Raw genomic sequence first — 25402 nt, 5'->3', positions numbered from 1 at the left:
TATCTTAGAATACTTGAATATAACAATGACTGAATAACACCATGAAAATTCCAAATACTTTATATTACACTGCCGAACATTTATGGGTAAGCCAAACCACTACTGGCGAGTGGTCGGCAGGCATCACGGATTATGCGCAAGATTTATTGGGCGATATTGTGTTTATTCAACCACCCAACGTAGATGACATACTCGTAAACGGCGCGCCTTGCGGAGTAGTGGAATCAGTCAAAACAGGTTCAGATTTGCATGCGCCAATGAATGGCATAGTGACTGAAATTAATAATGATTTATTGAATGCGCCCGAAGGTATTAATGACAAACCTTACGCCGCGTGGATATTCAAATTTAAGCCGACTGACACAAATGATACCAAGCATTTTTTAACGGCCGATGCCTACGCCGATTTAATCAAAACCTAAATTATGGCAACACAAACTTTACTTTAAACAGCAGTTCTTGTAACTCGTCTGTTAATTGTCGGCGCAAATCGCTTTCTAGGGCGGGTAATGCACTTGCCAATATATGCTGGATATTGGCATGCAACACCTCTTGCACTGCCGGTAAATCACCATTCACTGCAGATAAAAAGCCTTCCCGCACCTGCAAGCTTTGCGCTGTCATTTCTTCTATAAATTTAGCTTTAACCTCATCTGCCGCTGCAGTGTAAATAGCCGGCATGGCCTCATCTAATTCGCTACGGATTTGTGCAAGCGCGCCAGATTGCAGCGTTTGCACCTGCTGTTGCAAATCTTGTTGAGCTGCTTGCATAATCGTCTCATACGCATTACTTAGCTCGCTATTTAATTGCGCCTGATGCTGTTGTAGCGACTCACTTTGAAACGCTTGCAAGGCTTGATTTAAATCAAGCTGAATACATGCAGTTGCATCCGTTTTAAGCGTTTCAACATAGGTATTAATTTCAGTTGTAGCCGCTTGCGTGGATGTCTGCATCACATCTGTCAACATTCTATCTACTTGTGTGATGGCTGCTGTTTGCATTCCAGCAATTTTATCTGTCAGGCTTGCATGAACTAACTCCGCGCTAGCTTGATACATGCGCGGCAGCTCCGTTTTAAGGTCTGCTTTGGTTCTATCAATAAAATCAGCAGTATTGGATTCAATGGCTGTCTGCGTTTTACTGATTTCAGCTTGCAACTCTTTGATTAAATCTTTTTTAAGCGCATCGTGCACACTATCCATCACCGCTTGCGTAATGTCCGCTTCCAGCCGTGGCCTGACATGGTTTGTGACGCGCGCAATAAATTCTGGTGTTATGCCTAAAGTTGGGTCATTTTGCTTACTTGCTTGAGCCTGCAACTCTTCCGCACTACGCTCAGCTTTAACTTTGGGCTGATACACCTCTGTCAGCACAGGGATTTTGCTATCTGTTGTGGAGTGGTCTGCCAAAATAGTCCTTACTCTGCCTCTGATGCTTGATTATTGGATAACGAACTATCCGCATCCAACTTGGATGCTTGCATTTTAGCATGGTCAATATGTTGAATCTCATAACCTCTATCACGGTAAAATTTGTAGCGTTGGCGGGCGCTCAATTTATCAGCTTCGTCATTGCCCACAATCTCAATCAAATGGGTAAATCGGCTAAAAAATTGCGGCTCCTGCACGGTTAAGTTAATCAGTAATTCGTCCTGAATCACCTCATCCACCCGCCCTGCTGCATTCTTTTTACAGGCGATAATAATAGGTGTGCTTGCCGCATGGGCGTGCTCAGCCATCACATGCGGCAAGAAACTATCTGGCTGACGCTGCCACAACTCCACAGAAACATCCGTCGCACTTTTAACATCCTCAGTTAACACGGTCACCTGCCGATGCTTAAGTAGCGCGCGTTCCACAAGACTGATCAGTAAATGCTGCTTATCAGTCACGTTAGAATAAAATTCAATTCGCGTCATGCTAAGCCTTTAATTTTAAGCTGCACGTTGAATTAAAAACGTCGTTAATAGTGGCACCGGGCGACCAGTACCGCCTTTTTCTTTACCACTTTTCCATGCAGTACCAGCGATATCCAAATGCGCCCAATCATATTTTTTGGTGAAGCGCGATAAGAAACAAGCAGCAGTAATGCTGCCGCCAGCACGGCCGCCAATATTTGCCATATCAGCAAAATTACTGTCTAGTTGAGTTTGGAACTCATCCCACAGTGGCATATGCCAAGCACGATCATGCGCGGCATCGCCAGCTTCCAATAGCTCTTTGGCCAACGCATCTTTGTTACTGAACAATCCGCTTGGATGGTGACCAAGTGCAATCACACACGCACCTGTCAGAGTTGCAATATCCACCACTGCGCTTGGTTCAAAACGTTCTGCATAAGTCAGCGCATCGCATAAAATCAAGCGGCCCTCCGCATCGGTGTTCAGCACCTCAATGGTTAACCCTGCCATGCTGGTTAAAATATCACCTGGTTTAATCGCACCGGCATCAGGCATATTTTCACAAGTAGGGATAATGCCCACAACATTAAGCGGCAGATTCAACTCACCAATGGCTTTAAATGTACCGAACACACTAGCCGCACCACACATGTCATATTTCATTTCATCCATATCAGCGCCAGGTTTTATCGAAATACCACCGGTATCAAAAGTAATCCCTTTACCAACCAATACCACTGGCTTTTGACCTTTTTTACCATTTAAATGCTGTAGCACAATCAAGCGAGGTGGCTCCACGCTGCCTTGTGCAACGCCTAAAAACGAACCCATACCCAGTTTTTCAATTTCCGCTTTTTCTAATACTTCCACTTTAAAACCGTATTGTTTGGCCAAGCTTTTTGCCTGCTCACCCAAATAAGTTGGCGTGCAGATATTGGGTGGCAAGTTACCTAAATTCTTAGCCAATGTAACGCCGGCACCAATTGAGCTACCTTGTTTAATAGCCGCTTCGGCAGCATCGGTTTCAGATTTTGCTACAAAAATCGCTATCTTGCTGAATGCACTGGCATCTGCCTTTTTCGCTTTAATCGCATTCACAACATAAGTAGCATCTAATGCAACTTCAACCAATTGCGCGACTTTGGCATGCGTATCAGATTTCTTAATGGCAATTTCAGCTAAGAAAAAGCTGGCATTTGCCACGCCTTTTGGCATGCCTTTAACCGCTGCACGCACTGCTTGGCGATATTGCTTTTCGGTAAATTCATCTTGCTTGCCCAATCCCACCAACATCACACGCGCAGCAGCTACATCTGCTAATTGATGTAGCACTAAAATCGTATTCGACTTACCTTCAAAATCGCCATTTTTCAATACGGCACTAATCGCCTTATTAGACGCTTTATCCAACTCTTTGGCCGCATCGGTTAATTTATTACCCTCAAACACGCCTACAATGACGCAATCTGACTGTTGTTTTTCAGGATTTCCATTTTTTATGCTAAATTCCATTGCTAGTCCTTTAAAGTTTGATGCTTAAGTTTTATATCAGGGTAATAAGTTAGTTTTAATCAATTATCCAGCGTTTTGAGGCGAAATCAAAGCCTAAATTTGAACATTAGCTTTTGCACAATAGTCTTTAAACAACACTCTTTAAAAATTGGTTTAGTCCAATTTGGAACAATTTTAAATTGCGCATATTCAAAAAATCGTTATCTAACGAGTTAATCAGCACCGCGGGCGGACTGTTTTTAATACTCATGGGCATTGTCATCGCACAACGCGCAGGCTATTTGGTGCGCAGTGCTGCAAAAGGCTGGATTCCAAATGATGCCATCACTACTTTGTTGGGCTTTAACATGGTTAAGTTCCTACCCATGATTTTATCGCTAACGATATTCTTAAGCGTACTGATGACACTCACACGCTGGCACCGCGATTCTGAAATGGCAGTATGGTTTAGTTCTGGCCTTAGTGTGAGCAATTGGATTCGACCTATTTTAAATTTTGCAGCACCGGTTACAGTGGTGATTTTTTTGCTGAGTTTTTTTGTGATGCCTTGGGCCACACAAAAAGTGGAAGATTATCGTGTGCAACTAAAAAGCCGCGATGATCTGGCTTCTATCAGTCCAGGCGTTTTTAAAGAATCCAATGGTGGCGAACGCATTTATTTTATTGAAGGCTTTGATCAACTCGGCAATGTGGTCAAAAACATTTTTGTACATACGACCCAGCATCAAAAAACCGGCGTAGTTGTTTCCTCAACCGGCCACCGCGACAAGGTTGAGAATGGGGATAATTTTATCGTCCTTGAAAAAGGCCGCCGCTATGAAGGCAAGCCGAATAGCGCTGAAGTTTCAACCACCGAATTTGAGCGTTACGCGCTCCGCATTGAAACCAAAGAGGTTGCGCGTAAGCCCAGTTCTACCGACACCCTTTCTACAGAACAGCTGTTAAGTAGCGAGTTACCCGCCGATCAAGCCGAACTGCAGTGGCGTTTAGCGATTCCTATTTCCGCACTGATACTGGTTCTATTGGCAGTGCCGTTAAGCTTTGTTGACCCACGCGCTGGCCGTTCACTTAACTTGATGTTTGCATTGCTGATTTACATCATCTACAACAATATTCTAAGCATCTTTCAAGCCTGGGTTACGCAAGGACGCTTAAGCAGTCTGGTTGGCTTGTGGCCTGTACATGTTTTCTTTTTACTATTAGCTTTTTACATGTACTATCGACGCACCTATTTGCTGCCGATCATCCCCGCTTTTTTCTCATATTTTTGGCCAGGCAATTGGTTAAAAGCACAACCTAAAACTTAATCATCAGATTACATGAATATTTTTAATCGTTATTTTTGGCAAGAATGCTGTGTGAGCATCTTGATGATCATGCTGGGTTTACTGGCATTGTTCTCATTTTTTGATTTAATTCAAGAATTAGACACGCTTGGACGTGGCGATTACGGTATTAATAAAATGCTGGTGTTCGTGCTGTTAAGTATCCCCGGTCACATCTACGAGGTAGTACCAGTGGCGGTATTGGTCGGCATGATGTACAGCCTTGGCACCTTGGCAAGAAACTCTGAATTGATTGTCATGCGCGTCAGCGGCTTATCCATCATTGATATCGGCTGGATTTTAATCAAAATTGGTTTATTGTTTACGATTATCACCTTTTTCGTTGGCGAGTTAATCACGCCATTTAGCGAAAAAATGGCGCAACGCATGCGTATTCAAGCTACCGACTCGGTGATTGCTCAAGATTTCAAAACAGGCTTATGGGTGAAAGATGGCAGAAGCTTTGTCAATGTAGAAACCGTTCTACCGGATGCCAGCCTAATGAATATCCATATTTACGAATTCGATGAGAACTTCAGATTACGCAGCATTAGTGACGCTAAAAATGGCGCTTTTGAGGATGAGCGCTGGCGCTTATCTGACGTTACACAAACAAAATTTAATACGTTTAAAAAAATTCAATCCAATAATGTGCAAGTGCAGTTTTTTAATGAAGCCAACTGGAAGTCACTTATCAGACCGGAACTGTTGAATGTATTGTTAGTGGCGCCAGAAAAAATGTCCGCTTGGAATCTATATTCGTTTATCAACCATTTAGAAACCAACAAACAAAAAACCACGCGTTACCAAGTCGCCTTATGGGCAAAAATGATTTACCCGCTGGCTTGTATGGTGATGGTTGTATTGGCACTGCCATTTGGCTTTTTGCAGCAACGTTCCGGCGGCACGAGTACCAAAATTTTTATTGGGGTGATGCTTGGTGTGGTGTATCAAATCATGAACCGTGTATTCATTCACTTAGGTGTCTTGAATGACTGGCCGCCATTAATGAGCGCTATTATCCCGACTATTTTATTTTTAATAGCAGGTTTAAGTATGCTGTTTATTGTGGAGCGAAGGTAGTAACTTTGTTTAAACAATAACAAAATCAGCTAGTTTTTATTCACAGCAACAAAACGCGATTTCAGTAACCTGTCGTGTAAATATAATTGGTCTTTATCTATAAAGATCCATACAAAGCCGAGCCCAAAAACCAACGCAGACAGGCTTGCCAAGACATAGCGAACAATAGACTCTTTAACACTCAGCGTTGTTCCAGCCTGATTAACCAGTTTTATTCTCCAAGTTTGCGTAGCTAAAGTTTGGCCGCTTTTGCTCCAACACCATACAAAATAAGCACCTGTCACCAACCATAAAAAAAACTGTAAAAAGAAACGTTTGTACGAATGCGTGGCATCGCCAAACAACGCAAGAAATATCCAAGCAGCTATAAACCATAGTGCAATTAATAATAGCAACTCGTAAACACAAGCCGCAAACAACCTGAAGTAACTTACTTTAATCATTGCTTCTGACTCATCTTTTCTTAATCATCATTTTTATTCTGCGGAATATTGCAAGCACTTGCATATAAAAAGCCCACTATATTAATCAATAGTGGGCTTCATCATTCACAAAACTCGACACTCAAACTTAATCGAACTCCGGATCGTAATCCAGCTCTGGCGACTCTTTACGTAGTTTTGCGCGATCCGCTTCAGATAGCTTTTGGTAATCTGCCCATTTTTTACGTACTTCATCTTGTTTATCAGCACTTAATGCGTGAAATTGCTGGTAGCGTTTACGCGCATTTTCACGCTCGTAAGGCGTCATCCGACTCCAACTATTTAAGCGCTGTTGCACACGCTGCTGTTTTTGCGCGTCCATTTTCGGGTAATCTCTGGCAATATCCAGCATCTTTTCGCGCTGCCAAGGGCGCAGAGTGTCCCACTCAGCACCTAATGGCGACAGCACTTTGCGTTGGTCTTCTGATAATTGCGACCAACGTTTAGTCGATGCTTCACTAGCCGAACTATCATTTAATGAGGATTTAATGCTACCTATATCTCCCATCGCCAATTTAATAGGCTGGTTGTAATCCGTTAGTTCCTGTGCATTTAATTGGCTTGCAACGAGCATTATCAACAATAAGATTTTATTCATTCGTTATATTTTCTTTTAAGAATTTTCTTTTTAAGCTATTTTTACCATTCTAATACCACAATTCTGTACTACAAATATCTAAACATTGTTTATGGCCTATTCTTTATTATTGACTTAACTTTGCCTGCGCAACATTTAAAGATGGCTCAAAAGCGATGTCTACAAAAGCTTCTGGTGGCAACTCTGCTGCAAGTAAAAATGCATCGCCGTGTTCAATATTTTGACCAAACGCGTTCATCAATACAAAACCAACAATAATTGCCCCTAACAACATGCCTGTTGCTGCAACACGATGATGCTCTGCCCAGTAAACCACATTGCTAATCGTACCGTCGCCATTCATTGCCCCAGTTTGTCGCATATGCGCTTTTACTGCTTGCTCTCGTCCATTTTCAAGTTGCTTCAATGTCCGCATACTCAAAAGACTGGCATGTGCATTTAACAAACCAGCGATTTGTCTGGCTTGAATATCCTCCGATGCTTCATCAGCTAAAGGATTGGTTTGTGTGTTTTGATTGTCCTGATTCATGTTATTTTCCATCATGACTCTACTCCTAAATGTGCAATTGCGCGTGCGCCTAAACCTTGTTTTTCTAAAGTGGCGGCTAATGTGTGTACTGCACGCGAACAGTGTGTTTTAACACTGCCTTGTGAACAACCCATCGACCGGGCGGTTTCTGCAACGTCCATATCCTCCCAATAACGCAATATGAAGGCTTCTCGTTGACGTGCGGGCAATTTTTCAATCGCTTTTTCAATGACTTTCATAGTCTGGCTGCGCTCAAGCTGTGCCATTGGATTTTCTGATGCATCTTCTACATCAATAGTTTCTAAGGGATCGTGATCCTCTTCGCCATCTTGCCCGGCACCAAAAGAAGACAACAGTGTTGTCCATAAATTGCGCACTTTTTGCCGACGCCAAAAATCGCGCATGGTATTTTGCAAAATACGTTGAAACAACATGGGATATTCTGCAACGGGTTTATCCGCATATTTTTCGGCGAGCTTTAACATCGAATCTTGCACAATATCCAATGCGGCCTGCTCTTCGCGCACGGCATAAACTGTTTGCTTAAAGGCGCGGCGCTCTACATCGCGCAAAAAATCTGATATCTCTTGAGAACTGGCCATGAAATTAGTTAAGTAATTATTGCCATCAGTATAACAGTTTTAAGTTTTATGCAGATTCAGCTTAGCTTGTATTTGAACTTAACCGCCCCTGGCCTTTCAGGCAAACAAGGCTTAACAGTCTTGTAACTGTCGCGCTTTTAGTTACAATCCTTGTTGTTGAACATTTTAGATTAATTAGGAAAAATATGGCGCGCGTACTACTGCTGATATTGCTAGGCTGGCTACTTTATGTAGTCATTAAACGCATCATTACGTCATCACAATTTAAAGGTCCTGTATCGAAAAGCGATGCAGCAAAACCTAAAACAGAGGAAAGAATAGTGCAATGCTCGCAGTGTGGCTTGCACGTGCCCGAATCTGATAGCCATATACAAAACAATCAGGTTGTCTGCAACAGTCCTGAGTGTAATCATACTTACCAATAAATCATGGCGATTGAATTAACAGCAGATATTGACGCTACTATTACCGCTACCCGCTGGCGCAGTCTAAAACTGTACAACGGCTATCGCATAGTGATTGCACTGATGTTTGTAATCATGCAAAGCACAATAGGTGAAGGCACCTCTCCACTCAATAGCGAAAAAGATTTATTTTTCAACTTGGTGCTGGGCTATCTGGTTTTTAGTTGCATATCCGCGGCTTTTACTTGGTTAGAAAAACCCAATATTGACCTCAACCTGCCCGCGCAAATCATCATAGATATTATATTTATCATCTTGTTAATGCATGCACAGCAGGATGATGGAGTTGGCGTAGGTTTATTGCTAATCATCACCATTGCCAGTGCAAGCTTAATCAGCGAGGGTCGCTTAGCCTTGTTTTATGCCGCTCTAGCCACCATCGGCATTTTAATCGAGCAAACTTACCGCATGCTCATCATCGGCAGATTAGCAGAGAATTATACTGGTGCAGTCATGCTAAGCTTGAGTTGTTTTGCTACCGCATGGCTGGCGCACAGCCTAGCCAGACGCATGCAACAAAGTGAATTGCTGGCTTCTCAGCGTGGCTTGGATGTTATAAATTTGGCGCAAATTAATGCATTAATCACGCATGAAATGCAAGATGGCGTGCTGGTAGTTGATCACAACCTGCATATTAAACATCACAATATGCAGGCCAAAAACTTGTTAGACCTAGACAGCAGTGATGCCGATAATTGGCAGGGAGATTCTTTAAACAAAATTTCACCAGAAATCAGCAAAATGCTACAGATTTGGATGCATGAAACCGAGCCACCTGAAAATACACAGCCGAATATTTTAAAACTGAATACATTATCACGTGAACTTAGGCTGAGATTTTTACCTGTTAATGACAATCGCCAACAAGGTGCGGTTATTTTTATTGAAGACTGGTCGCAAATGCAAATTCAAGCGCATCAAGTCAAATTGGCCGCATTGGGGCGCTTAACGGCAAATATTGCACATGAAATCCGCAATCCACTTAGCGCAATTAGCCACGCCAACCAGTTATTACAGGAAGAAGAAGACATTAATACTGCAAACCAACGTATGCTGCAAATCATCGGCGATAATGTACAACGTGTTGACCAAATTATTAAAGATGTATTGGAGCTTAATCGGCGGGATCGCACCAACCAGGAAATGATTCACCTAGAAAATTTTATGACCGATTTTTACACGCAGTTTTGCGCAGTTGAAAAAATCCCGCCGCAATGCTTTAAATTAGTATTATCTGCTCCAGATGCCGTCATTTCTTTTGATCGTCGGCATTTAAACCAAGTTTTGTGGAACCTGTGCAAGAATGGCTGGCGGCACTCCCAGCAAAATGAAAATAGCTTAGTGTTGTCAGTGTCGGCAAAAACACAGACCGTACAAATTGAGATTAACGATGATGGCAGCGGCATCCCAGAGTGCGTACGCAGCCATTTGTTTGAGCCTTTCTTTACTACGGAGAAATCCGGTACTGGTTTAGGGCTGTATATTGCACGCGAATTGGCGGATGCAAATGGTGCTAAGCTGCAACATAAAACTCCAAGCAAAACTAGCGCGCCAAATATTGGCACGCAATTTATCATTTATCTCAAAAAGGCTTAAATTTTAATGGCACAATTTAACTGCTTAGTTGTTGATGATGAAACAGACATTCGTGAGCTGGTGGTTTTAACCCTAGAGCGCATGGACATTAGAACGGATAGTGCCGGCAATTTAACAGAAGCTAAACAATTATTGGCCAGCCAAAATTATAATTTATGCTTAACGGATATGCGGTTACCCGATGGCCTAGGACTTGAACTGGTACAGCATATTGCAGCCAATTATATTGGCTTGCCAGTTGCTGTGATTACCGCTTATGGCAGTGCAGAAAATGCCGTTTCTGCCTTAAAAGCAGGTGCATTCGACTATTTAACCAAACCTATTTCACTCAAACAACTGCGCCCATTAGTAGAGTCTGCACTTAAATTATCCAACTCAGACACTAAGCAAACTCAAAACACAGTTGATTTAATCGGCAAATCACCTGCTATGGATTATGTGCGCAGCATGATAGCAAAGCTCGCTCGCAGCCAGGCGCCGGTTTATATCAGCGGCGAATCTGGTAGTGGCAAGGAATTGGCAGCAAGACTGATTCACAGCAACAGCTCACGACGCGATAAATCTTTTGTGGCAGTTAACTGCGGCGCAATACCAGAAAACTTAATGGAAAGTGAATTTTTTGGCTATAAAAAAGGTGCTTTTACAGGGGCAGTACAAGATACCTCCGGCTTGTTCCAGGCAGCTAATGGCGGCACTTTATTTCTAGATGAAGTCGCCGACTTGCCTTTAGCCATGCAAGTTAAACTATTGCGCGCTATACAAGAAAAGAAAGTACGTGCGGTTGGTGGCACAACTGAGGAAAGTGTTGATGTGCGCATTATCAGCGCCACACATAAAAACTTAAGCGAGATGATGAGCAATAGCCTGTTCAGGCAGGATTTATATTATCGCCTCAATGTGATTCAACTTAAAATGCCGGCGCTACGTGATAGACCAGAAGATATCCCTGAACTCACACAAAAACTATTACAAAAACTGTGTGATGCGCAATCGATTCCTGTACCAGTATTGGACGAAAGTGCTGCCAAATTAATTGGTAAATTGCATTTTGACGGCAATGTGCGTGAATTGGAGAATATGTTAGAACGTGCACTGGCGCTATGTGATGGCCAGAAAATATGTACGGATGATTTACTAATGGATCAGGAGTTCAAATTCAGAACAAATGACAAAGTCACTTTTGATCCCAGCAAAACCCTAGAAATAGGCTTGCCGGAGTATTTAGAAGATATTGAAAAACGTGCAATCCTGAAAGCACTAGCCAAAGCCAACAACAATAAAACAGCGGCGGCGAAACTGTTGGGAGTTAGCTTTAGAACCTTGCGATATAGGCTAACCAAGTTAGGTCTGGCCAAAGATGACGATACGGATATGTCGGATGAAAATCTGTACGACTAAGCAAATGTATCGGACTAGTTAATATCTATATAACTAGTCCTTTTTTAGTTAGTGCTTTTAACTCAGCGCAATCACTAAATAAGTAACGTACATTGCGCCGTTAACTAATAAATGCCACACGCGTATTCCGCCTTTATGCAGTAGATAACGCATCCATAGTGCAGCAAGTAGCGTAATTACCAGCCCCCAAACCACTTCTGGGCGCGGCTCCCAAGGCGTTAAAGTAATACCGATCGCAGGTAACAATGTTCCTTGAAACACCATTGCGCCAGTAATATTGCCAAATGCCAGCGTGTCTTTACCTTTACGGATCCACAAAATACTGTTCACTTTTTCTGGCAATTCCGTTGCGATTGGAATGATAAGCAAAGATAACATCAATGCAGAAATGCCTAAGATATGTGATGCTTCATCTACGCCGTTAATGAAACCTTTGGCGCCAGCAATCAACAAAAGCAGGCCTAAAATAATCTGCACAGTAATCGTGAGTGTGTTAGTGGGCAAGCCTAAGCGACTTAAAAACATGGGATTATGTGCTTCGGTTGCGTGACCTTCTGCTACTAAACTTTTTGAAGCGCGTAAGGTTTGCCACACATACACCACGTAAATCATCACCATCGCGAAACCGATTACATAACGTATCCACATCTCATGGTGAGGTACATATAATGCTACTGCTGCCAGTATAAATGCTGCGATAAAATAGTTGATATCACGCGTCAAACCTGTGCGCTCCGGGCGTAAATGACCGTTTGCACCGCGACGTTTGTACACTGAAAGCGCCATCAGACTAAGGGACAAAGTAGCCAACATGAGTGGCGCACCTAAAATCGCACCTACGCCGATTTCATGATTGGTTGCCATGCTGGTTGTGCCTGCAAAAATCGCTAACAGCGGCACCATGGTTTCTGGCAAAGCGGTGCCAACAGCCGCAAACAATGAACCTGTGACACCTTCTGAAATACCCAGTTTTTCACCTAAATGCTCAAGCGCGTTGGTAAACACCTCTGCTGCAATCAAAATAACAATCAGCATTACAAATAACTGTAGAAAAACCATGCTTAAATATCTCTAAAAATTAGGTAAGATGGTATTTTATCGGATAAATCGTATTTAGCATCAATTATGGATGAAATAAAAATCAACAAAAAAGGGTTTATAAACAAGGCCAAACAAATCACTTCACCCAATTTTGACGCACGACCTTTTCTTGATAATGTCGCACCCGAAATCAGCATGATTGTTATCCACAACATCAGCCTGCCACCTAACCAATATGGCGGTAACGGCGTGATTGAATTATTCACCAACACACTAAATCCAAACGAACATCCTTATTATGCCGAGATTTACACACGTAAAGTTTCATCGCACTTCTTTATTCGGCGCGATGGGGAATTGATTCAATTTGTATCTTGTTTGCAACGCGCATGGCACGCAGGTGTATCCAATTGGCTGGGGCGTGAACGTTGTAACGATTTCTCAGTCGGAATTGAGTTGGAAGGTAATGACTTTGAAGCATTTGAAGCGGCTCAATACACAACACTGCAACAACTCATTACCACTTTAAAGCAAACTTATCCTATTCAACATATTGTTGGCCATTCAGATATTGCGCCAGGCCGTAAGACGGATCCTGGCCCTTATTTTGACTGGCTGAAAATTAAAGCTTCAGAATAGGTTAATATCAATAAAATCAATATGATTGATTAAGTGTTAATCAATCAGAAACATATTACATTAAGTTAATGATGCAAACTAAACCATTTATGCAAACAAAATTCCCTCTACTATTAGCCTGTGTGGTTTCTATTTTTTTAATCGCCTGTAGTGATAAAAAAGGCACATCTGCCGAACAAAATTCGCCTAAGCCATCATTAGTGACAGTGACACAGGTGAAAGACCAGACTCTGGAAATTACTGAAGAATCGATTGGTACACTAGAAAGCTTAACAGACCCAGTTGTGGCGGCAGAAGTTGCCGCGCGCGTGATTAAGGTACATGTAAGCCCTGGTGAGCCCGTTAAAAAAGGACAATTAATCGCCACTTTAGATGCGACGGATTTTGGCTTGCAACGCAACGAAGCGCAAACGGAGGTCGCGCGCATTCAGGCTTTACTCGCCAATCAGGACAAAATCGTGGCTCGCAATCAAGCCTTGGTCGATAGGAAATTCATTTCACAAATCACGGTTGATAATGATATTGCACTGAGAAACTCACTCAAACAACAACTGGAAGGCGCTAAAGCACGTGTTGGCACGATTAACCACACCAACAGTAAAACGAAAATCTTTGCACCGACAAGCGGTGTGGTAGAAACAAAACTGGCCGATACGGGAGATTTTGTAAAAGTTGGCGATCCCATTGTACAAATTATCTCTAAACGACGTTTACGTGCACACTTGCCTTTTCCTGAACAGATTGCAGCAAAACTGAAACCGGGCCTTAAAGTGCGCTTAACCACACCCACCACGGATGAAGTATTCAATACGGTGATTCGTGAATTAAAGCCAATGATTGCAGCAGATAGCCGCACGGTAGACGTGATTGCCGATGTATTTGATACAACGGGCTGGCAACCGGGCGCCAGCGTAACCGGCAGCGTTATTCTGGGCGAGCGAGATACTGCCATGATGGTGCCGGAACAAAGTGTTATTTTGCGGCCTGCCGGCGAAGTGGTTTATGTGGTGCGTCACGATAAAGCCTATCAAGCCATTGTGAAAACGGGGTTACGCAAGGACGGCATGATTGAGATAACCGAAGGCGTTAAGCCAAATGATATCGTGGTAGTGGATGGCGCAGGTTTCTTAACCGATAACACGCCAGTAAAAGTGAATGAAGCTCCTTCTACACAGAAAAAACCGTAAGCACTACATATTCCAATTCAAAGCTCAATTAAAAGCCTAGTAAATTAAACCCTAGAAAAAACCAGTCATGACCTTGCCAGAACTCTCCATTAAACGTCACGTACTCGCCTGGATGCTTTCGGGCATCATCGTCCTGCTCGGCATTATTTCTTACCAACGCATTGGGGTTGACCGTATCCCTGCGATTGATTTTCCTGTGATATTAGTCACCACAACACTACGCGGCGCTAATCCTGATGTCATCGATGCCAGCATTACCAGCGTGATTGAATCATCCATTAACACCACGCCGGGCATTGAACATATTCAATCTGCCTCATCGCCAGGTGTTTCCAGCATCAGCATTACATTCTCACTAGATAAGAATATTGATGTTGCATATAACGAAATACAAGCCAAGGTCAGCCAAGTATTACGCCGTTTACCGGATGATACAGACCCGCCGATTGTACAAAAGGTGGATACCAACGCTGCGGCCGTTATCTGGCTGGCACTTAGTGGTGACCGCACTATTCAACAGCTCAATCTATATGCCAACAATATTCTCAAAAAAAGGTTTGAAACGATTGACGGCGTTGGCGAAGTATTAATTGGTGGCCGTCGGGATCGCGTGATTCGCGTCAACATTTCGCCCGAACGCATGGCAGCGCATAAACTCACTGCTAACGATTTAATCTCTGCTTTTTCAAGAGAACATATACAGTTACCAGGCGGTTTTTTAGTCAGCGATCAAGCTGAGCAATTATTAAAACTAGACCTTGAGTTTCATAATATTAAAGATTTGAATGAGTTGGTTATTGTGGCAAGAGCGGGCGCACCCATACGCCTGAAGGATATCGCAAATATTGAAGACAGCATCACGGATAATCGGCAAGTTGCGCGATACAACGGCAAAACCGCTGTAGGCTTAGGCATCGTAAAAGTCGCCAATGCAAATACGGTTGCCATTATCAACGAGGTGGAACGGCGCTTAAATGAAGACATTCAGCCCAACCTACCCGCAGGTATGAATTTAGAAATATCCACCAATGATTCTATTTTTATTAACCAGCTCGTCGCATCGCTTAAAGAGCATTTATTTGAAGGCACGTTACTTGCCGCATTTATCGTTTTTATCTTTTTGCGCTCCATTCGCTCTACCATCATTATTGCAACCGCTATCCCCGTATCACTCTTAGCTGCTATTGCCGTGATGTATTTTGCCGGCTTCACCTTTAACTCCATGACATTATTAGCCTTGCTTTTGCTGATAGGCGTGGTGGTAGATGATGCCATTGTGGTGTTAGAAAATATCCACCGACATCGTGAGCATCTGGATCCCAACCCAATGACGGCTGCGTTAAATGGCTCAAATGAAGTGACTTTTGCCGTCATTGCCGCTTCATTATCGCTGGTATGTATTTTTGCCCCAGTCATTTTTATGGATGGCATTGTGGGCAAACTGTTTAAATCATTTGGCGTGGTAGTCACCTTTGGCGTGTTAGCGTCACTATTTGTATCGCTAACCCTCACGCCCATGTTGTGTTCCCGCTACTTAGAAGTGAATAGCAAAGAAAATAAGCTCTACACCGCCATTGGCAACGTATTAACTGCTTTTGACAATCAGTACAAGAAACTACTGAGTCTGGCATTGCATCACCGTGCGTTAGTGCTTTTATTTACCGTTATTTTCGTGGCAATCAGTGGTTTCTTAACGCTTAAATATGTCGATAAAGACTTCATTCCAGAATCCGACGAAGGTAGTTTTAACATCATCGTCAAAACACCGCTGGGTTCTAGTTTGGCCTATACCGATTCACGCATGAAATTAGTCGAGACCGCGGTTGCTAGTCATAAAGACGAAGTTGCCAGTTACTTCGCTAGTATTGGCACCGGCTCGCGCGGGCAAGTCAATCAAGGCAATATCAGCGTACGTTTAAAACCTAAAACCGAACGTAAAAAAAGTCAGCAAACTTTAATCAAAGAACTGAAACAAGAATTTGAATCCATTCCCGGTGTTCGCGCCCTGCCATCTGCCACTTCCATTGCGCGTGGCCAACGTTCAGAGAAATTACAATTCAACTTAACAGGCGATAACCTGCAAGAAATCGGGCGCATTTCCAAGTTAATGCAGAAAACCCTTGGGGATAATCCGAAAATTGGCAAAGTGGATTTAGACGTGCAATTAGATTTACCACAATTGGATATGACAATTGATCGCGTGCGTGCCGCTACATTTGGCTTAAGCGCAAATGACATTGCCACCGCTGTCAGCCTGTATGCGGGTGGCATTGACGTCGCTAAGTTTAATGACGATGTTGGCGATGGTCAGCGTTACGATATTCGCCTGAAAACAACGGAAGGTGATTTAAAAAGTGTCGCAGATTTAAGCAAAATCTACTTAAGAAGCACAAGCGGCGAACTGGTACGACTGGACGCAATCGCCAGCTTTAAACAAGAACTAGGCGCGGCGGTTATTGGCCGTTACGATTTACGCTACGCTGCCAACTTTTACGCCAACCCCAATGTGCCATTGGGCGATGCTGTGAATATTGTTAACGAAACAGCAGCAAAAATAGTGCCTCCTAACTACAGTATTAAGTTAACAGGCCAAGCGGAAGAGTTTAGCAAAACCATTAAAAACGTGAGCTTTGTATTTTTGCTAGCGTTTATCTTGCTGTATATGGTTTTAGCCAGCCAATTCAATTCATTCATTCAACCATTCATCATTATGCTGGCACAACCATTGGCGATTATTGGCGGTTTAATCGCGCTGCTCATTTCCGGTGATACGCTCAATATGTACTCAATGATTGGCTTGATATTACTAATCGGCTTAGTCGCTAAAAACTCCATTTTACTGGTTGATTTAACCAATCAGCTACGTGAGAAAGGCGCCAGCATTAATAATGCACTTAGCGAAGCCTGCCCAATTAGATTGCGCCCTGTGGTGATGACTTCATTAACCATTATTTTAGCCCTACTCCCCGCCGCACTTGGACTTGGCGCAGGTAGTGAAACAAACAAACCGCTGGCAATTGCGATTATCGGCGGTATGATTTCATCCACCTTGCTGACTTTGGTTGTAGTGCCGGCGGCTTATTCGTTGGTGATGAGTGGATTGGATAGGTTTAGCAAATCGGCTTAATCATTTTGAGCTCAACTCACTGAAATGCCGTGATTCAATAAACACTCCTATCTTTAGTTTATCGTCACCGACAATTTTGGATGCGTCTCACGAATTGGCAGATTCACTAGTGCAGCTATACTGGCAAGAACAATATCTGCGTACCACATCCATTCATAGCTACCAGTTTTCACAAAAGCAATTCCACCTAACCATGCACCAAAAAAACCGCCAATCTGGTGGCTAAGTAAGGCAAAGCCAAACAGTGTGGCTAAATAACGTGGGCCAAATAATTTACCGATTAGCCCAGCTGTCGGCGGTACCGTGGATAGCCAAGTGAACCCTAAGACGGCTGCAAAAATATAGAAAGTGACTTCTGTTTTAGGCGCAATCAGATATATGGCAACGGCCAGTGCGCGTGAGGCATACATCCAGAACAGAATCATTTTCATGCGTTTGGTTTGTCCAAGCCAGCCGGCTACAATGCTACCGAACACATTAGCAAGCCCAATAATGGCCAGTGATGTTGCGCCCACTGATGCAGATAAACCACACAGATTTACTTCTCCTGGAAGATGTGTAACTAAAAAAGCAATGTGGAATCCGCAGGCAAAAAACCCTACGTTTAAGCAGAGATAACTTCGGTCTTTAAAGGAGATACGTAGCTGCTCACCTAATGTGATTCCATCGGCCTGTGTTGCTGCACGTTTTTCGGCAACACCTGTTTTCTCACGTAACGGCAGTGCCAACAGAATGGTAGTTAGCGATGTGGCAGCTAATGCAAATATAGCAACGACCCAGTTAAATGAGCTGATTAGCGCCTGCGTAATTGGCGCAAATATAAATTGTCCAAGTGATCCGCCGGCATTGATAAAACCAGCAGCTGTGGAGCGACGATCTGCTGGTAATCTCTGAGCTGCAGCACCAATCAAGATTGAAAAACTTCCCGCACCAGCCCCTACTGCCGTCAAAATGCCAACCGCAAACATCAAGCCAAAACCCGAACTCATGAATGGTGTAATAGCCAAACCTATTGCCAACATTAAAGTACCAAGCACGATTACCATAAAAGAGCCAACTCTATCTGCCAGCATGCCGAAGAGAGGTTGTACCGCTCCCCATGTAAATTGGGCAACGGCCATTGCAAAGCTGATTGTTACGATACCGAGTCCAGTGGATGTATTTAATGGCGATAAGAATAAACCCATGGATTGCCGTATGCCCATGGTGACAGCCAGAATTGCCGCGGCTGAAGCTACTAGCGTCCAAAATTTACGTTGTGGGGTCATAAAATATTACTGAATGAATTAAATAGTGATATTACAATAGCCATTAATTATTGATGGTGGGCAATTTAGATTTGCTAATGAAGTCTGATATTTATTATGTGGGCATAGAACATGCGGTAGAGCCATATCCCACACAGTTTAAAGCGGTAAGACTTATTGTTTAATCACCTTCGCTAAATACTCCAAATTCAAACCCTCAACTTTGGGTTGCCAAAGTGCTGGTTCAGTGGGGAAGTCTTTAAACTCGCCGGTGCGCAAAAATCCTAATCTTTCATAAAATGCGACAAGCTCGTTACGGATAGAAATAACCGTCATATGAAAGCCTGCTACGCGCCATTGTCTAAGTGTCATGGCTTCTGCCGCTTGAATAATTTCTGTGCCATAGCCACGATTTTGCAGAGTTGGCTTAACGGCTATCATGCCGAAATGTGCGGTACTTTTGCCGGCAATCATTTGCAGTTCACAGCAAACTGTGGCGACGATTTGGTCATTTAATACGCCAATTAATATAAACGCATCATCACGTTTGATGACGCTGGCAATTTCTGGCGTGGTGGTGCGCAAGCCATCAAGCAAGTCTGCTTCGGTTGTCCAGCCTGCGCGACTGCTTTCACCGCGATAGGCGGAGTTAATCAGTGCGGCGATTTCTTGTGCATCGACTAGTTCGGCTTTGTGAAAATGTAGCATTTAATGATTCATCTCAAGAGTGTTCAATGTTTGGTAAAGCGTGAATGGAAATTCGTGAAGGCGCAACTATTTTCGCGTGTGGGACGTGTTTCAGGTTTTATCGGTCAGTTTTTGTACGACAAGGCTGCCAATCATATCGCCTTGCACATTCACAACGGTGCGTATGGTGTCCAGCAATCTATCTATCGGCAATAAAATCGCAATCGCTTCTACTGGCAAACCGACGCTTTGCAACACCATTATCATAGTGACCATACCTGCGCTCGGTATACCTGGCGCGCCAATGGCGGCAATCATCGCCGTAAAAAATATGATGATTTGTTGAGTTAAATTAAGGTCTACGCCAACTAAATTAGCAATGAATAAAGCAGCAGCAGCCTCATAAAGAGCGGTTCCATCCATATTTACCGTAGCGCCCAAGGGCACGACAAAGCCTGCGATTTCCGGCTTTACTTTCAAATGTTCCGTAGTGCAGCGCATCGTGACTGGCAAGGTGGCAGAACTTGAACTAGTCGCGAATGCTGTAATCAATGATTCACGCGCCCCGCGCCAAAACCACAATGGCGTTTTGCCGGTAATTAAGTATAAAAGCAGTGGCAAAATAACAACGCCATGCAACAAGGTTATACCAATCACCATGGTCATAAATTTTGCCATTGTGCTTAACATGGCTGCATCTTGCGTGGCGACCAGCTTGATTAATAAGGCCGCGATACCGAAAGGCGCCAGCACCATTACCCAACCAACCATACGCATGGTGAGTTCTAAGCCTTCTTGCAATAACACTAGAATATTTTTGTAACGCTCGCCGCCTACCACTAAAGCGATGCCTAAAATCAATGCAAACATCACCACAGCCAGCACATTCCCCGTTGCCAGTGCGGTAAAAGGATTCATAAATAAACCGTGTAAAAACTGCGCAAAAAACTCAGGTAACGGCAGTTGCTGTGCTTTAAAGTTTTGCATCGCATCAGCAAACATCGCGATTTGCATGCCACTGCCCGGCTTGAAATAGTTGGTGGCCGCCAACCCTAATATAATCGCAATGGTCGTCGTGAAGGCGAAAAATACCAACGTTGTTATCCAAACACGGTGTATTTTCTGGTGCTGGCGCAAGTTGGCAATGCCAACCGTAATACTACAAAACACCAGCGGTATCAAAATCATCTTAAGCAAATCGATAAACAAAGTACCGATTAAGCCAGACGCATAAAGCCCGTTTTGCGTTATATGATGATGAGCACCGAGCTGATGAAAGTATAAGCCGACCAAAACACCCACAATCGCACCGAGCAGTATCTGCGTATTTAGGCTAGGCATTTTCATGTGGATGCGTTTTTGTATTAAGTTTAGATTCGTTCTTTAGGCTTTGTCTGTTTTTTTGGCTTTGCTCGTTTTGGGTTCAGCAGTTTTTGTGCTTTTGGATGGTGCTTTTTTAGCGGCTACTTTTTTCTTAGCTTCTGGTTTAATTCCTGCCTCAGTCCCAATCTCTGCTTCCACCTCATCCGAAACAGAGGCTTTGATACTTTCAATCAATTCAGCCGCTTCTTGCACGATTTCTTTGGTGATTTTTGCAGAACCGTCTACTGGATTAATTTTCTCAAATACCGCTGCAAAAAAACCATCCGTGCCATGTAAATGCGGCAATAGTTTTAAATAATGTCCTGTATCCAGTTTAATTTGCTGATGACTTAACACTTCATTAGCAGGGATTAATTTAAAATCAGGATTCGCTGCTAAAAACGCCTCTGCGATCGCTTCATTTTCATCTTTTAATAAGCTACATGTGGCATAAATCAAGCGCCCGCCCACTTTTGCCAGCTTGGCCGCGCGCGCCAGAATGTTAGTCTGTTTGATATTCAGTTCAGCAATGTCTGCCTCTTCAAAACGCCATTTCAAATCGGGATTACGGCGCAAGGTCCCAAAGCCGCTGCATGGTGCATCCACTAACACACGGTCAAATTTACCATTCAGACGTTTTAATTTAGGGTCGGTTTCAGAGCTAATAACTTGTGCATGTAAATTAGATAAACCTGAACGTTTTAGTCGTTTACCCAAATTATTCAAGCGTTTTTCAGAAATATCAAAGGCGTATAATCGTCCCGTATTTTTCATTAACGCGCCAATCGCCAGCGTTTTTCCGCCAGCGCCAGCACAAAAATCCGCTACCATTTGGCCGCGTTTCGGCGCGACTAAATAAGCTAACAATTGGCTGCCTTCGTCCTGCACTTCAATTTTGCCTGCCTCAAATAACACATGTCGGCTAATATTTAAGCGCGCACCCATACGAATGCCTATCGGCGAATATGGCGTTACTTCAATGACGTTATCTTTAACGGTGTTCTCAGCCAGCATGCGCGCCAACACCTCTTCACGATTACCTTTAATAGTATTCACTCGCAGATCTAATGCAGCTTGCTCAAACATACTGCGGCAAATAGTTAACGCTTCTGCCTCACCATATTGCGCCACCAGCTTATTCCACAACCAGTCACGCACATCCGCTTGCACAGCTAAAGGAAAATCCTGAGTAGCTTTGGCTTTAATCGCATGCGCCCACTCGGTTTGCTGCTCATTTAAAATAAGTTCCAGCTCACGGATACTTTTACCTTGCACGCGCAATAACCACGCCAATATAAGCTTACGTCCATCATCCGGATCATTTTCATCATTTGCCGTCACAGCACTTAAATAACGCAAACGGCGCAAAACGCCGTAAACACTTTCCGCCACAAAAGCGCGATCTTTAGTACCCAGATCGCGATTATTGCGAAAGAAGTCACCCAATTTAGCATCGGCCGGACTATTAAAATCCAGCAAATTAGTGAGTAACATGGCTGCTTGGCGCAGTAAATTTGGAGTCATGGTTTAGCTTTATTAAACAAATATTGGTTAAGGTTGATACGGCTATATTACAAATGCGAACTGCTAGTTTAGTACAACTGGACGCGCAGTATTAACACGCGTGGCGACCAGTTCATAGATCTTGCCATTTTTTTCAGTTTTGCGAATTTTAACTGGCACATATTGGTAATCAAGCGCCAGCCAAAGCTCAGTTTTTTCATCGCTTTCGTCACCCGAATGAAAAATATGCAGCGTTTTAATTTCGCCCATCGGAATATTAATAGTCTCTTCTCCATCAAAACTATAGTCATAGTTGGCAAGTTTTTTGCCAGTGGCAATGCTAATTTGCATACGTTCTAACGGTGCCACGTACATAAATTGATACATAAAACTGAGCAAATCTTGCGTTCCATCCGCAATTTCTGCGGTTTTTGTACCTTTAGCTGTGATTAAGCTCACCATTTTACTAGCCCAATCAAACTTTGCTGAATAAGTTTTATCCGTTTTAGCACCATATTGGTACAAATAAACGTTGGGCTGCAAACCATTCTTAGTAAGTGTGCCATCGCTGGTTTGCAACAGATTAGAAATGATCAGTGCCGCCAATCCCCGCGGCTTAATCACGCTTTTAAGCGTGTATTGCTGGTTATCGGTCAGATTATAAGTAATCTTGGCCGAACCTTCTGTTGCGCCATCTATTTCAGTTCTTACATCAAAATCTGTTTCCACATATTGATACGCGTTTTCGTTTATCACAAAACCCGCATCAACTAGTTGCGATTCAGCTTGCTGTTCCGTTTGTACTGATTGACTATTTTCAGCCTGCGGCGCCTCTTCAATTGGCGATGGCTTTATCGCCTGCTCTAGCGTTGCTGCGCTTAAAACCTCAGGTGATATATCCATCTGTTGCGGCTTTATATCAGATACTGGTTCTTCAATTGCTTCTGGTGCCAGTTTTGGTACTTGCTTTTTCGGCAAAGAGGTAACAGGCTTCGGTTGTGCATTTACTACAGCTTCTTCAGCTGCCGCTTGTTGAATAACCACTTTTGGCATCTGTAACCTTGCCTCAATGACATGCATTTCTTTTTTCAGACTGGGCATATGCATATTAAAACCACCTACCAAATACGCATGTAAAGCCGCAGAAACAACAATCGCCAGCGCTAGTCTTTTAGTGCTTTGGTTTTTAACAATCGCTGTAACATTATTCCACATGTATTTTGGTCAAGGTTTGCTCAAAACTTGCGCCATCTTCATCGGTTAAATTATATTGCACTGGCAAATAATATTTATCCTCTGCTAACCAAAGCTCTTTTTTATCATCTCCAGCCGCTGGCGTATTGGCAATATGCAAAGTTTTAAAGTCTGTACCCGCAGCGTTTAGTTTTAAGCCGCGCGCAATGATTTTATATTGATATTGCTTTAGTTTCTTACCCGATGTTAACGTCAAATTGATACTGTTTTGACCAACACGCGCTTTAGTTGGCTGCGCGAACATAAATTGGTAGGCATAGCTCAATAAATCCTGTGTACCTTTTTGTAAAGTCTGTGTCTTCACTTCACCTTTCACCTGCATATTGAGCGTATTTTTTGCCCAATCAAAATCGTTAATTAAGGATTTTCTATTGTTATCCCCTTGATGCGATTCAAAGTGTTTAGGTTTTAAGCCCTCTTTGGTCACGCTGCCACTACTTAATAATTTGCGCTCACCAAGCAGCGCATAAACACCAACGCCTTTTGTGACTGACTCGATTTTATACTGATTGCCGTCTTGGCTAAAATTCTCGACCACTTTGGCAAATAGTTTGCCATCACGTTTTAAGTCATATTCCAGTTGAACACTTTTAGGTGCAGCGTGCGCAATTGCACCATAAAAAACGAGGCAGAAAAAAATAATCCATTGGCTTTGCTTAAACATATTATTTTCTCAAATTATTGAATGAAGCTACTCAACGCATAGCATCAATATGCGTTGTCTGGCTTTTATGCTGCCGCCTGACTAAACAACAACAGTAGCGGCTTCACCTGCTTGTTGCGTGCGAATCACGCCAATCTCGTACACCATCTCGCCCGCAGCTTCTAATAATTGCTTAGCTGCTGCTGCATCAGTTTTAGACATAATCACTGCCATACCAATGCCGCAGTTAAAGGTTTTATACATTTCGCTGTGCGTAATATTGCCTTGCGCTTGCAGCCATTTAAATAAAGGCGGTAAATCCCAGCTTTTTGCACTGATCTCTGCGGTCAACCCTGCCGGTAATACGCGTGGAATATTTTCTGTAATGCCACCGCCAGTAATATGCGCCATGCCTTTTACAGGTAAAGCATCAATTAACTTAAGCAGTGATTTCACGTAAATTCTGGTTGGTGCCATCACCACGTCTTTGAATTTTTTACCGTGAAAGTCTGACTCGAAATCAATGCCTGAGTTTGTAATTAACTTACGAATCAATGAATAACCATTTGAATGTGCGCCGCTTGAAGCCAAGCCCAATAACACGTCACCCGCTGCAATGCTCAATCCATTAATGATTTTTTCTTTATCCACACAACCCACTGCGAAACCCGCTAAATCGTATTCGCCCGCTGGGTACATGCCGGGCATTTCCGCCGTTTCTCCTCCCACTAGCGCACAGCCAGATTGCTCACAGCCTTCTGCAATACCTTTAATCACTTGCGCCGCAGTGCCTACTTCCAATTTACCGCAGGCAAAATAATCCAGGAAAAATAGCGGTTCCGCGCCTTGCACTAAAATGTCGTTCACGCTCATGGCGACCAAATCGATACCAACCGTGTCGTGTTTATTCAGTTCAAAGGCCAGCTTTAGTTTAGTACCTACACCATCCGTGCCAGAAACCAATACAGGGTTTTTAAACTTTTTAGGCATTTCAAACAATGACCCAAATCCGCCAATACCCGCCAGCACTTCTGGTCGCATGGTCCGTTTAGCAAAAGGTTTAATTTCCTCGATTAAGGCATCGCCCGCTTCAATGTCAACGCCTGCATCGCGGTAGCTAATGGAGTTTGTGTTAGGGTTTGTTGTGTTCAAAACGGCTCTCGATTCAATTAATTGCTATATCACTATTTAATGTAAGTATAATTTTAACTTAAATACACAT

General features: G+C 43.2%; 24 protein-coding genes. 9 read left to right on the top strand and 15 right to left on the bottom strand.

What is annotated here, in order from left to right:
- Positions 1 to 41 precede the first annotated feature (41 nt).
- Positions 42 to 422 carry a glycine cleavage system protein H gene (locus K370_RS08690; protein WP_047540913.1) on the top strand — a complete coding sequence of 127 codons (381 nt, stop codon included), beginning with the start codon at positions 42 to 44 and terminating at the stop codon, positions 420 to 422.
- Position 423: 1 nt separating this feature from the next.
- Here the strand turns inward: K370_RS08690 and K370_RS08685 are convergent, their stop codons facing one another.
- The 3 genes from K370_RS08685 to K370_RS08675 are packed head-to-tail and all read right to left on the bottom strand — an operon-like array spanning position 424 to position 3413.
- Entirely contained in the window at positions 424 to 1410 is a 987-nt protein-coding gene (locus tag K370_RS08685; RefSeq protein WP_047540911.1) for a hypothetical protein, read from the bottom strand.
- Between the two features lie 8 nt (positions 1411 to 1418).
- Positions 1419 to 1919 carry a DNA polymerase III subunit chi gene (locus K370_RS08680; RefSeq protein ID WP_052185211.1) on the bottom strand — a complete coding sequence of 167 codons (501 nt, stop codon included), beginning with the start codon at positions 1917 to 1919 and terminating at the stop codon, positions 1419 to 1421.
- Between the two features lie 15 nt (positions 1920 to 1934).
- Complete coding sequence (locus tag K370_RS08675; RefSeq protein ID WP_047540910.1) at positions 1935 to 3413, bottom strand: leucyl aminopeptidase; 1479 nt, start codon at positions 3411 to 3413, stop codon at positions 1935 to 1937.
- Positions 3414 to 3592: 179 nt separating this feature from the next.
- Here K370_RS08675 and lptF point away from each other — a divergent pair, with 179 nt between their 5' ends.
- Complete coding sequence (gene lptF / locus K370_RS08670; protein WP_047540907.1) at positions 3593 to 4720, top strand: LPS export ABC transporter permease LptF; 1128 nt, start codon at positions 3593 to 3595, stop codon at positions 4718 to 4720.
- A gap of 12 nt (positions 4721 to 4732) precedes the next feature.
- A complete protein-coding gene (gene lptG, locus K370_RS08665) occupies positions 4733 to 5821 on the top strand; it encodes an LPS export ABC transporter permease LptG (RefSeq protein ID WP_047540905.1) in 1089 nt (362 codons plus the stop codon).
- A 29-nt stretch (positions 5822 to 5850) separates the two neighbouring features.
- Here lptG and K370_RS08660 read toward each other — a convergent pair whose 3' ends face one another.
- The 4 genes from K370_RS08660 to K370_RS08645 form a co-directional block, all read right to left on the bottom strand.
- Positions 5851 to 6264, bottom strand: a complete 414-nt coding sequence (locus tag K370_RS08660) for an RDD family protein (protein ID WP_047540903.1) — start codon at positions 6262 to 6264, stop codon at positions 5851 to 5853.
- A 127-nt stretch (positions 6265 to 6391) separates the two neighbouring features.
- On the bottom strand, positions 6392 to 6901 hold the full coding sequence (locus tag K370_RS08655) for a DUF3106 domain-containing protein (RefSeq protein ID WP_047540901.1): 510 nt from the start codon (positions 6899 to 6901) through the stop codon (positions 6392 to 6394).
- Positions 6902 to 7007: 106 nt separating this feature from the next.
- Entirely contained in the window at positions 7008 to 7445 is a 438-nt protein-coding gene (locus K370_RS08650; RefSeq protein ID WP_047540898.1) for a DUF3619 family protein, read from the bottom strand.
- Complete coding sequence (locus K370_RS08645) at positions 7442 to 8032, bottom strand: RNA polymerase sigma factor (protein WP_047540896.1); 591 nt, start codon at positions 8030 to 8032, stop codon at positions 7442 to 7444. The genes K370_RS08650 and K370_RS08645 overlap by 4 nt, the downstream gene beginning before the upstream one ends.
- A 185-nt stretch (positions 8033 to 8217) precedes the next feature.
- On the opposite strand from K370_RS08645, the gene K370_RS08640 reads away from it, so the two are divergent.
- The 3 genes from K370_RS08640 to K370_RS08630 are packed head-to-tail and all read left to right on the top strand — an operon-like array spanning position 8218 to position 11490.
- A complete protein-coding gene (locus tag K370_RS08640) occupies positions 8218 to 8457 on the top strand; it encodes a PP0621 family protein (RefSeq protein WP_047540894.1) in 240 nt (79 codons plus the stop codon).
- 3 nt (positions 8458 to 8460) lie between these two features.
- A complete protein-coding gene (locus tag K370_RS08635) occupies positions 8461 to 10092 on the top strand; it encodes a two-component system sensor histidine kinase NtrB (RefSeq protein WP_047540892.1) in 1632 nt (543 codons plus the stop codon).
- A gap of 6 nt (positions 10093 to 10098) precedes the next feature.
- Entirely contained in the window at positions 10099 to 11490 is a 1392-nt protein-coding gene (locus K370_RS08630) for a sigma-54-dependent transcriptional regulator (RefSeq protein WP_047540889.1), read from the top strand.
- A 57-nt stretch (positions 11491 to 11547) separates the two neighbouring features.
- On the opposite strand, the gene K370_RS08625 is transcribed toward K370_RS08630, so the two are convergent.
- Complete coding sequence (locus tag K370_RS08625) at positions 11548 to 12549, bottom strand: sodium:calcium antiporter (protein ID WP_047540886.1); 1002 nt, start codon at positions 12547 to 12549, stop codon at positions 11548 to 11550.
- Positions 12550 to 12615: 66 nt separating this feature from the next.
- Between K370_RS08625 and ampD the strand changes: the two genes are divergently transcribed.
- The 3 genes from ampD to K370_RS08610 all read left to right on the top strand — a co-directional run bounded on the left by ampD (position 12616) and on the right by K370_RS08610 (position 17484).
- Positions 12616 to 13170, top strand: coding sequence for a 1,6-anhydro-N-acetylmuramyl-L-alanine amidase AmpD (ampD, locus tag K370_RS08620; RefSeq protein ID WP_047540884.1), 555 nt, complete (start codon positions 12616 to 12618; stop codon positions 13168 to 13170).
- 68 nt (positions 13171 to 13238) lie between these two features.
- On the top strand, positions 13239 to 14357 hold the full coding sequence (locus tag K370_RS08615) for an efflux RND transporter periplasmic adaptor subunit (RefSeq protein ID WP_235272726.1): 1119 nt from the start codon (positions 13239 to 13241) through the stop codon (positions 14355 to 14357).
- 67 nt (positions 14358 to 14424) lie between these two features.
- Positions 14425 to 17484 carry an efflux RND transporter permease subunit gene (locus tag K370_RS08610; RefSeq protein ID WP_047540880.1) on the top strand — a complete coding sequence of 1020 codons (3060 nt, stop codon included), beginning with the start codon at positions 14425 to 14427 and terminating at the stop codon, positions 17482 to 17484.
- Between the two features lie 53 nt (positions 17485 to 17537).
- On the opposite strand, the gene K370_RS08605 is transcribed toward K370_RS08610, so the two are convergent.
- The 7 genes from K370_RS08605 to purM form a co-directional block, all read right to left on the bottom strand.
- The gene (locus K370_RS08605; RefSeq protein ID WP_047540878.1) at positions 17538 to 18752 is read right to left on the bottom strand and encodes an MFS transporter; all 1215 of its coding nucleotides are present in this window, start codon (positions 18750 to 18752) and stop codon (positions 17538 to 17540) included.
- A gap of 153 nt (positions 18753 to 18905) precedes the next feature.
- Entirely contained in the window at positions 18906 to 19439 is a 534-nt protein-coding gene (locus K370_RS08600) for a GNAT family N-acetyltransferase (RefSeq protein ID WP_047540876.1), read from the bottom strand.
- Between the two features lie 90 nt (positions 19440 to 19529).
- Positions 19530 to 20765 (bottom strand): dicarboxylate/amino acid:cation symporter, encoded by a 1236-nt coding sequence (locus tag K370_RS08595; RefSeq protein WP_047540874.1) that lies wholly within the window; start codon positions 20763 to 20765, stop codon positions 19530 to 19532.
- A 36-nt stretch (positions 20766 to 20801) separates the two neighbouring features.
- Positions 20802 to 22304, bottom strand: coding sequence for an RsmB/NOP family class I SAM-dependent RNA methyltransferase (locus tag K370_RS08590; RefSeq protein ID WP_047540871.1), 1503 nt, complete (start codon positions 22302 to 22304; stop codon positions 20802 to 20804).
- Between the two features lie 63 nt (positions 22305 to 22367).
- Positions 22368 to 23498 carry a DUF3108 domain-containing protein gene (locus tag K370_RS08585; RefSeq protein WP_047540867.1) on the bottom strand — a complete coding sequence of 377 codons (1131 nt, stop codon included), beginning with the start codon at positions 23496 to 23498 and terminating at the stop codon, positions 22368 to 22370.
- A complete protein-coding gene (locus K370_RS08580) occupies positions 23488 to 24201 on the bottom strand; it encodes a DUF3108 domain-containing protein (RefSeq protein WP_047540864.1) in 714 nt (237 codons plus the stop codon). Before K370_RS08580 ends, K370_RS08585 begins: the two co-directional genes overlap by 11 nt.
- An 81-nt stretch (positions 24202 to 24282) precedes the next feature.
- Positions 24283 to 25332 (bottom strand): phosphoribosylformylglycinamidine cyclo-ligase, encoded by a 1050-nt coding sequence (gene purM, locus K370_RS08575; RefSeq protein ID WP_047540861.1) that lies wholly within the window; start codon positions 25330 to 25332, stop codon positions 24283 to 24285.
- Between the last annotated feature and the right edge of the window lie 70 nt (positions 25333 to 25402).

The sequence above is a fragment of the Methylotenera versatilis 7 genome (genome assembly GCF_000799165.1).
Classification (GTDB): domain Bacteria; phylum Pseudomonadota; class Gammaproteobacteria; order Burkholderiales; family Methylophilaceae; genus Methylotenera_A; species Methylotenera_A versatilis_A.
This window is presented reverse-complemented; position numbering and strand designations above follow the sequence as displayed.

Coding starts and splice junctions, on each gene's coding strand:
- K370_RS08690 (WP_047540913.1), top strand. CDS start 42: ATGAAAATTCCAAATACTTTATATTACACTGCCGAACATTTATGGGTA.
- K370_RS08680 (WP_052185211.1), bottom strand. CDS start 1,919: ATGACGCGAATTGAATTTTATTCTAACGTGACTGATAAGCAGCATTTA.
- K370_RS08675 (WP_047540910.1), bottom strand. CDS start 3,413: ATGGAATTTAGCATAAAAAATGGAAATCCTGAAAAACAACAGTCAGAT.
- lptG (WP_047540905.1), top strand. CDS start 4,733: ATGAATATTTTTAATCGTTATTTTTGGCAAGAATGCTGTGTGAGCATC.
- K370_RS08660 (WP_047540903.1), bottom strand. CDS start 6,264: ATGATTAAAGTAAGTTACTTCAGGTTGTTTGCGGCTTGTGTTTACGAG.
- K370_RS08655 (WP_047540901.1), bottom strand. CDS start 6,901: ATGAATAAAATCTTATTGTTGATAATGCTCGTTGCAAGCCAATTAAAT.
- K370_RS08650 (WP_047540898.1), bottom strand. CDS start 7,445: ATGATGGAAAATAACATGAATCAGGACAATCAAAACACACAAACCAAT.
- K370_RS08645 (WP_047540896.1), bottom strand. CDS start 8,032: ATGGCCAGTTCTCAAGAGATATCAGATTTTTTGCGCGATGTAGAGCGC.
- K370_RS08640 (WP_047540894.1), top strand. CDS start 8,218: ATGGCGCGCGTACTACTGCTGATATTGCTAGGCTGGCTACTTTATGTA.
- K370_RS08635 (WP_047540892.1), top strand. CDS start 8,461: ATGGCGATTGAATTAACAGCAGATATTGACGCTACTATTACCGCTACC.
- K370_RS08630 (WP_047540889.1), top strand. CDS start 10,099: ATGGCACAATTTAACTGCTTAGTTGTTGATGATGAAACAGACATTCGT.
- K370_RS08625 (WP_047540886.1), bottom strand. CDS start 12,549: ATGGTTTTTCTACAGTTATTTGTAATGCTGATTGTTATTTTGATTGCA.
- ampD (WP_047540884.1), top strand. CDS start 12,616: ATGGATGAAATAAAAATCAACAAAAAAGGGTTTATAAACAAGGCCAAA.
- K370_RS08615 (WP_235272726.1), top strand. CDS start 13,239: ATGATGCAAACTAAACCATTTATGCAAACAAAATTCCCTCTACTATTA.
- K370_RS08610 (WP_047540880.1), top strand. CDS start 14,425: ATGACCTTGCCAGAACTCTCCATTAAACGTCACGTACTCGCCTGGATG.
- K370_RS08605 (WP_047540878.1), bottom strand. CDS start 18,752: ATGACCCCACAACGTAAATTTTGGACGCTAGTAGCTTCAGCCGCGGCA.
- K370_RS08600 (WP_047540876.1), bottom strand. CDS start 19,439: ATGCTACATTTTCACAAAGCCGAACTAGTCGATGCACAAGAAATCGCC.
- K370_RS08595 (WP_047540874.1), bottom strand. CDS start 20,765: ATGAAAATGCCTAGCCTAAATACGCAGATACTGCTCGGTGCGATTGTG.
- K370_RS08590 (WP_047540871.1), bottom strand. CDS start 22,304: ATGACTCCAAATTTACTGCGCCAAGCAGCCATGTTACTCACTAATTTG.
- K370_RS08585 (WP_047540867.1), bottom strand. CDS start 23,498: ATGTGGAATAATGTTACAGCGATTGTTAAAAACCAAAGCACTAAAAGA.
- K370_RS08580 (WP_047540864.1), bottom strand. CDS start 24,201: ATGTTTAAGCAAAGCCAATGGATTATTTTTTTCTGCCTCGTTTTTTAT.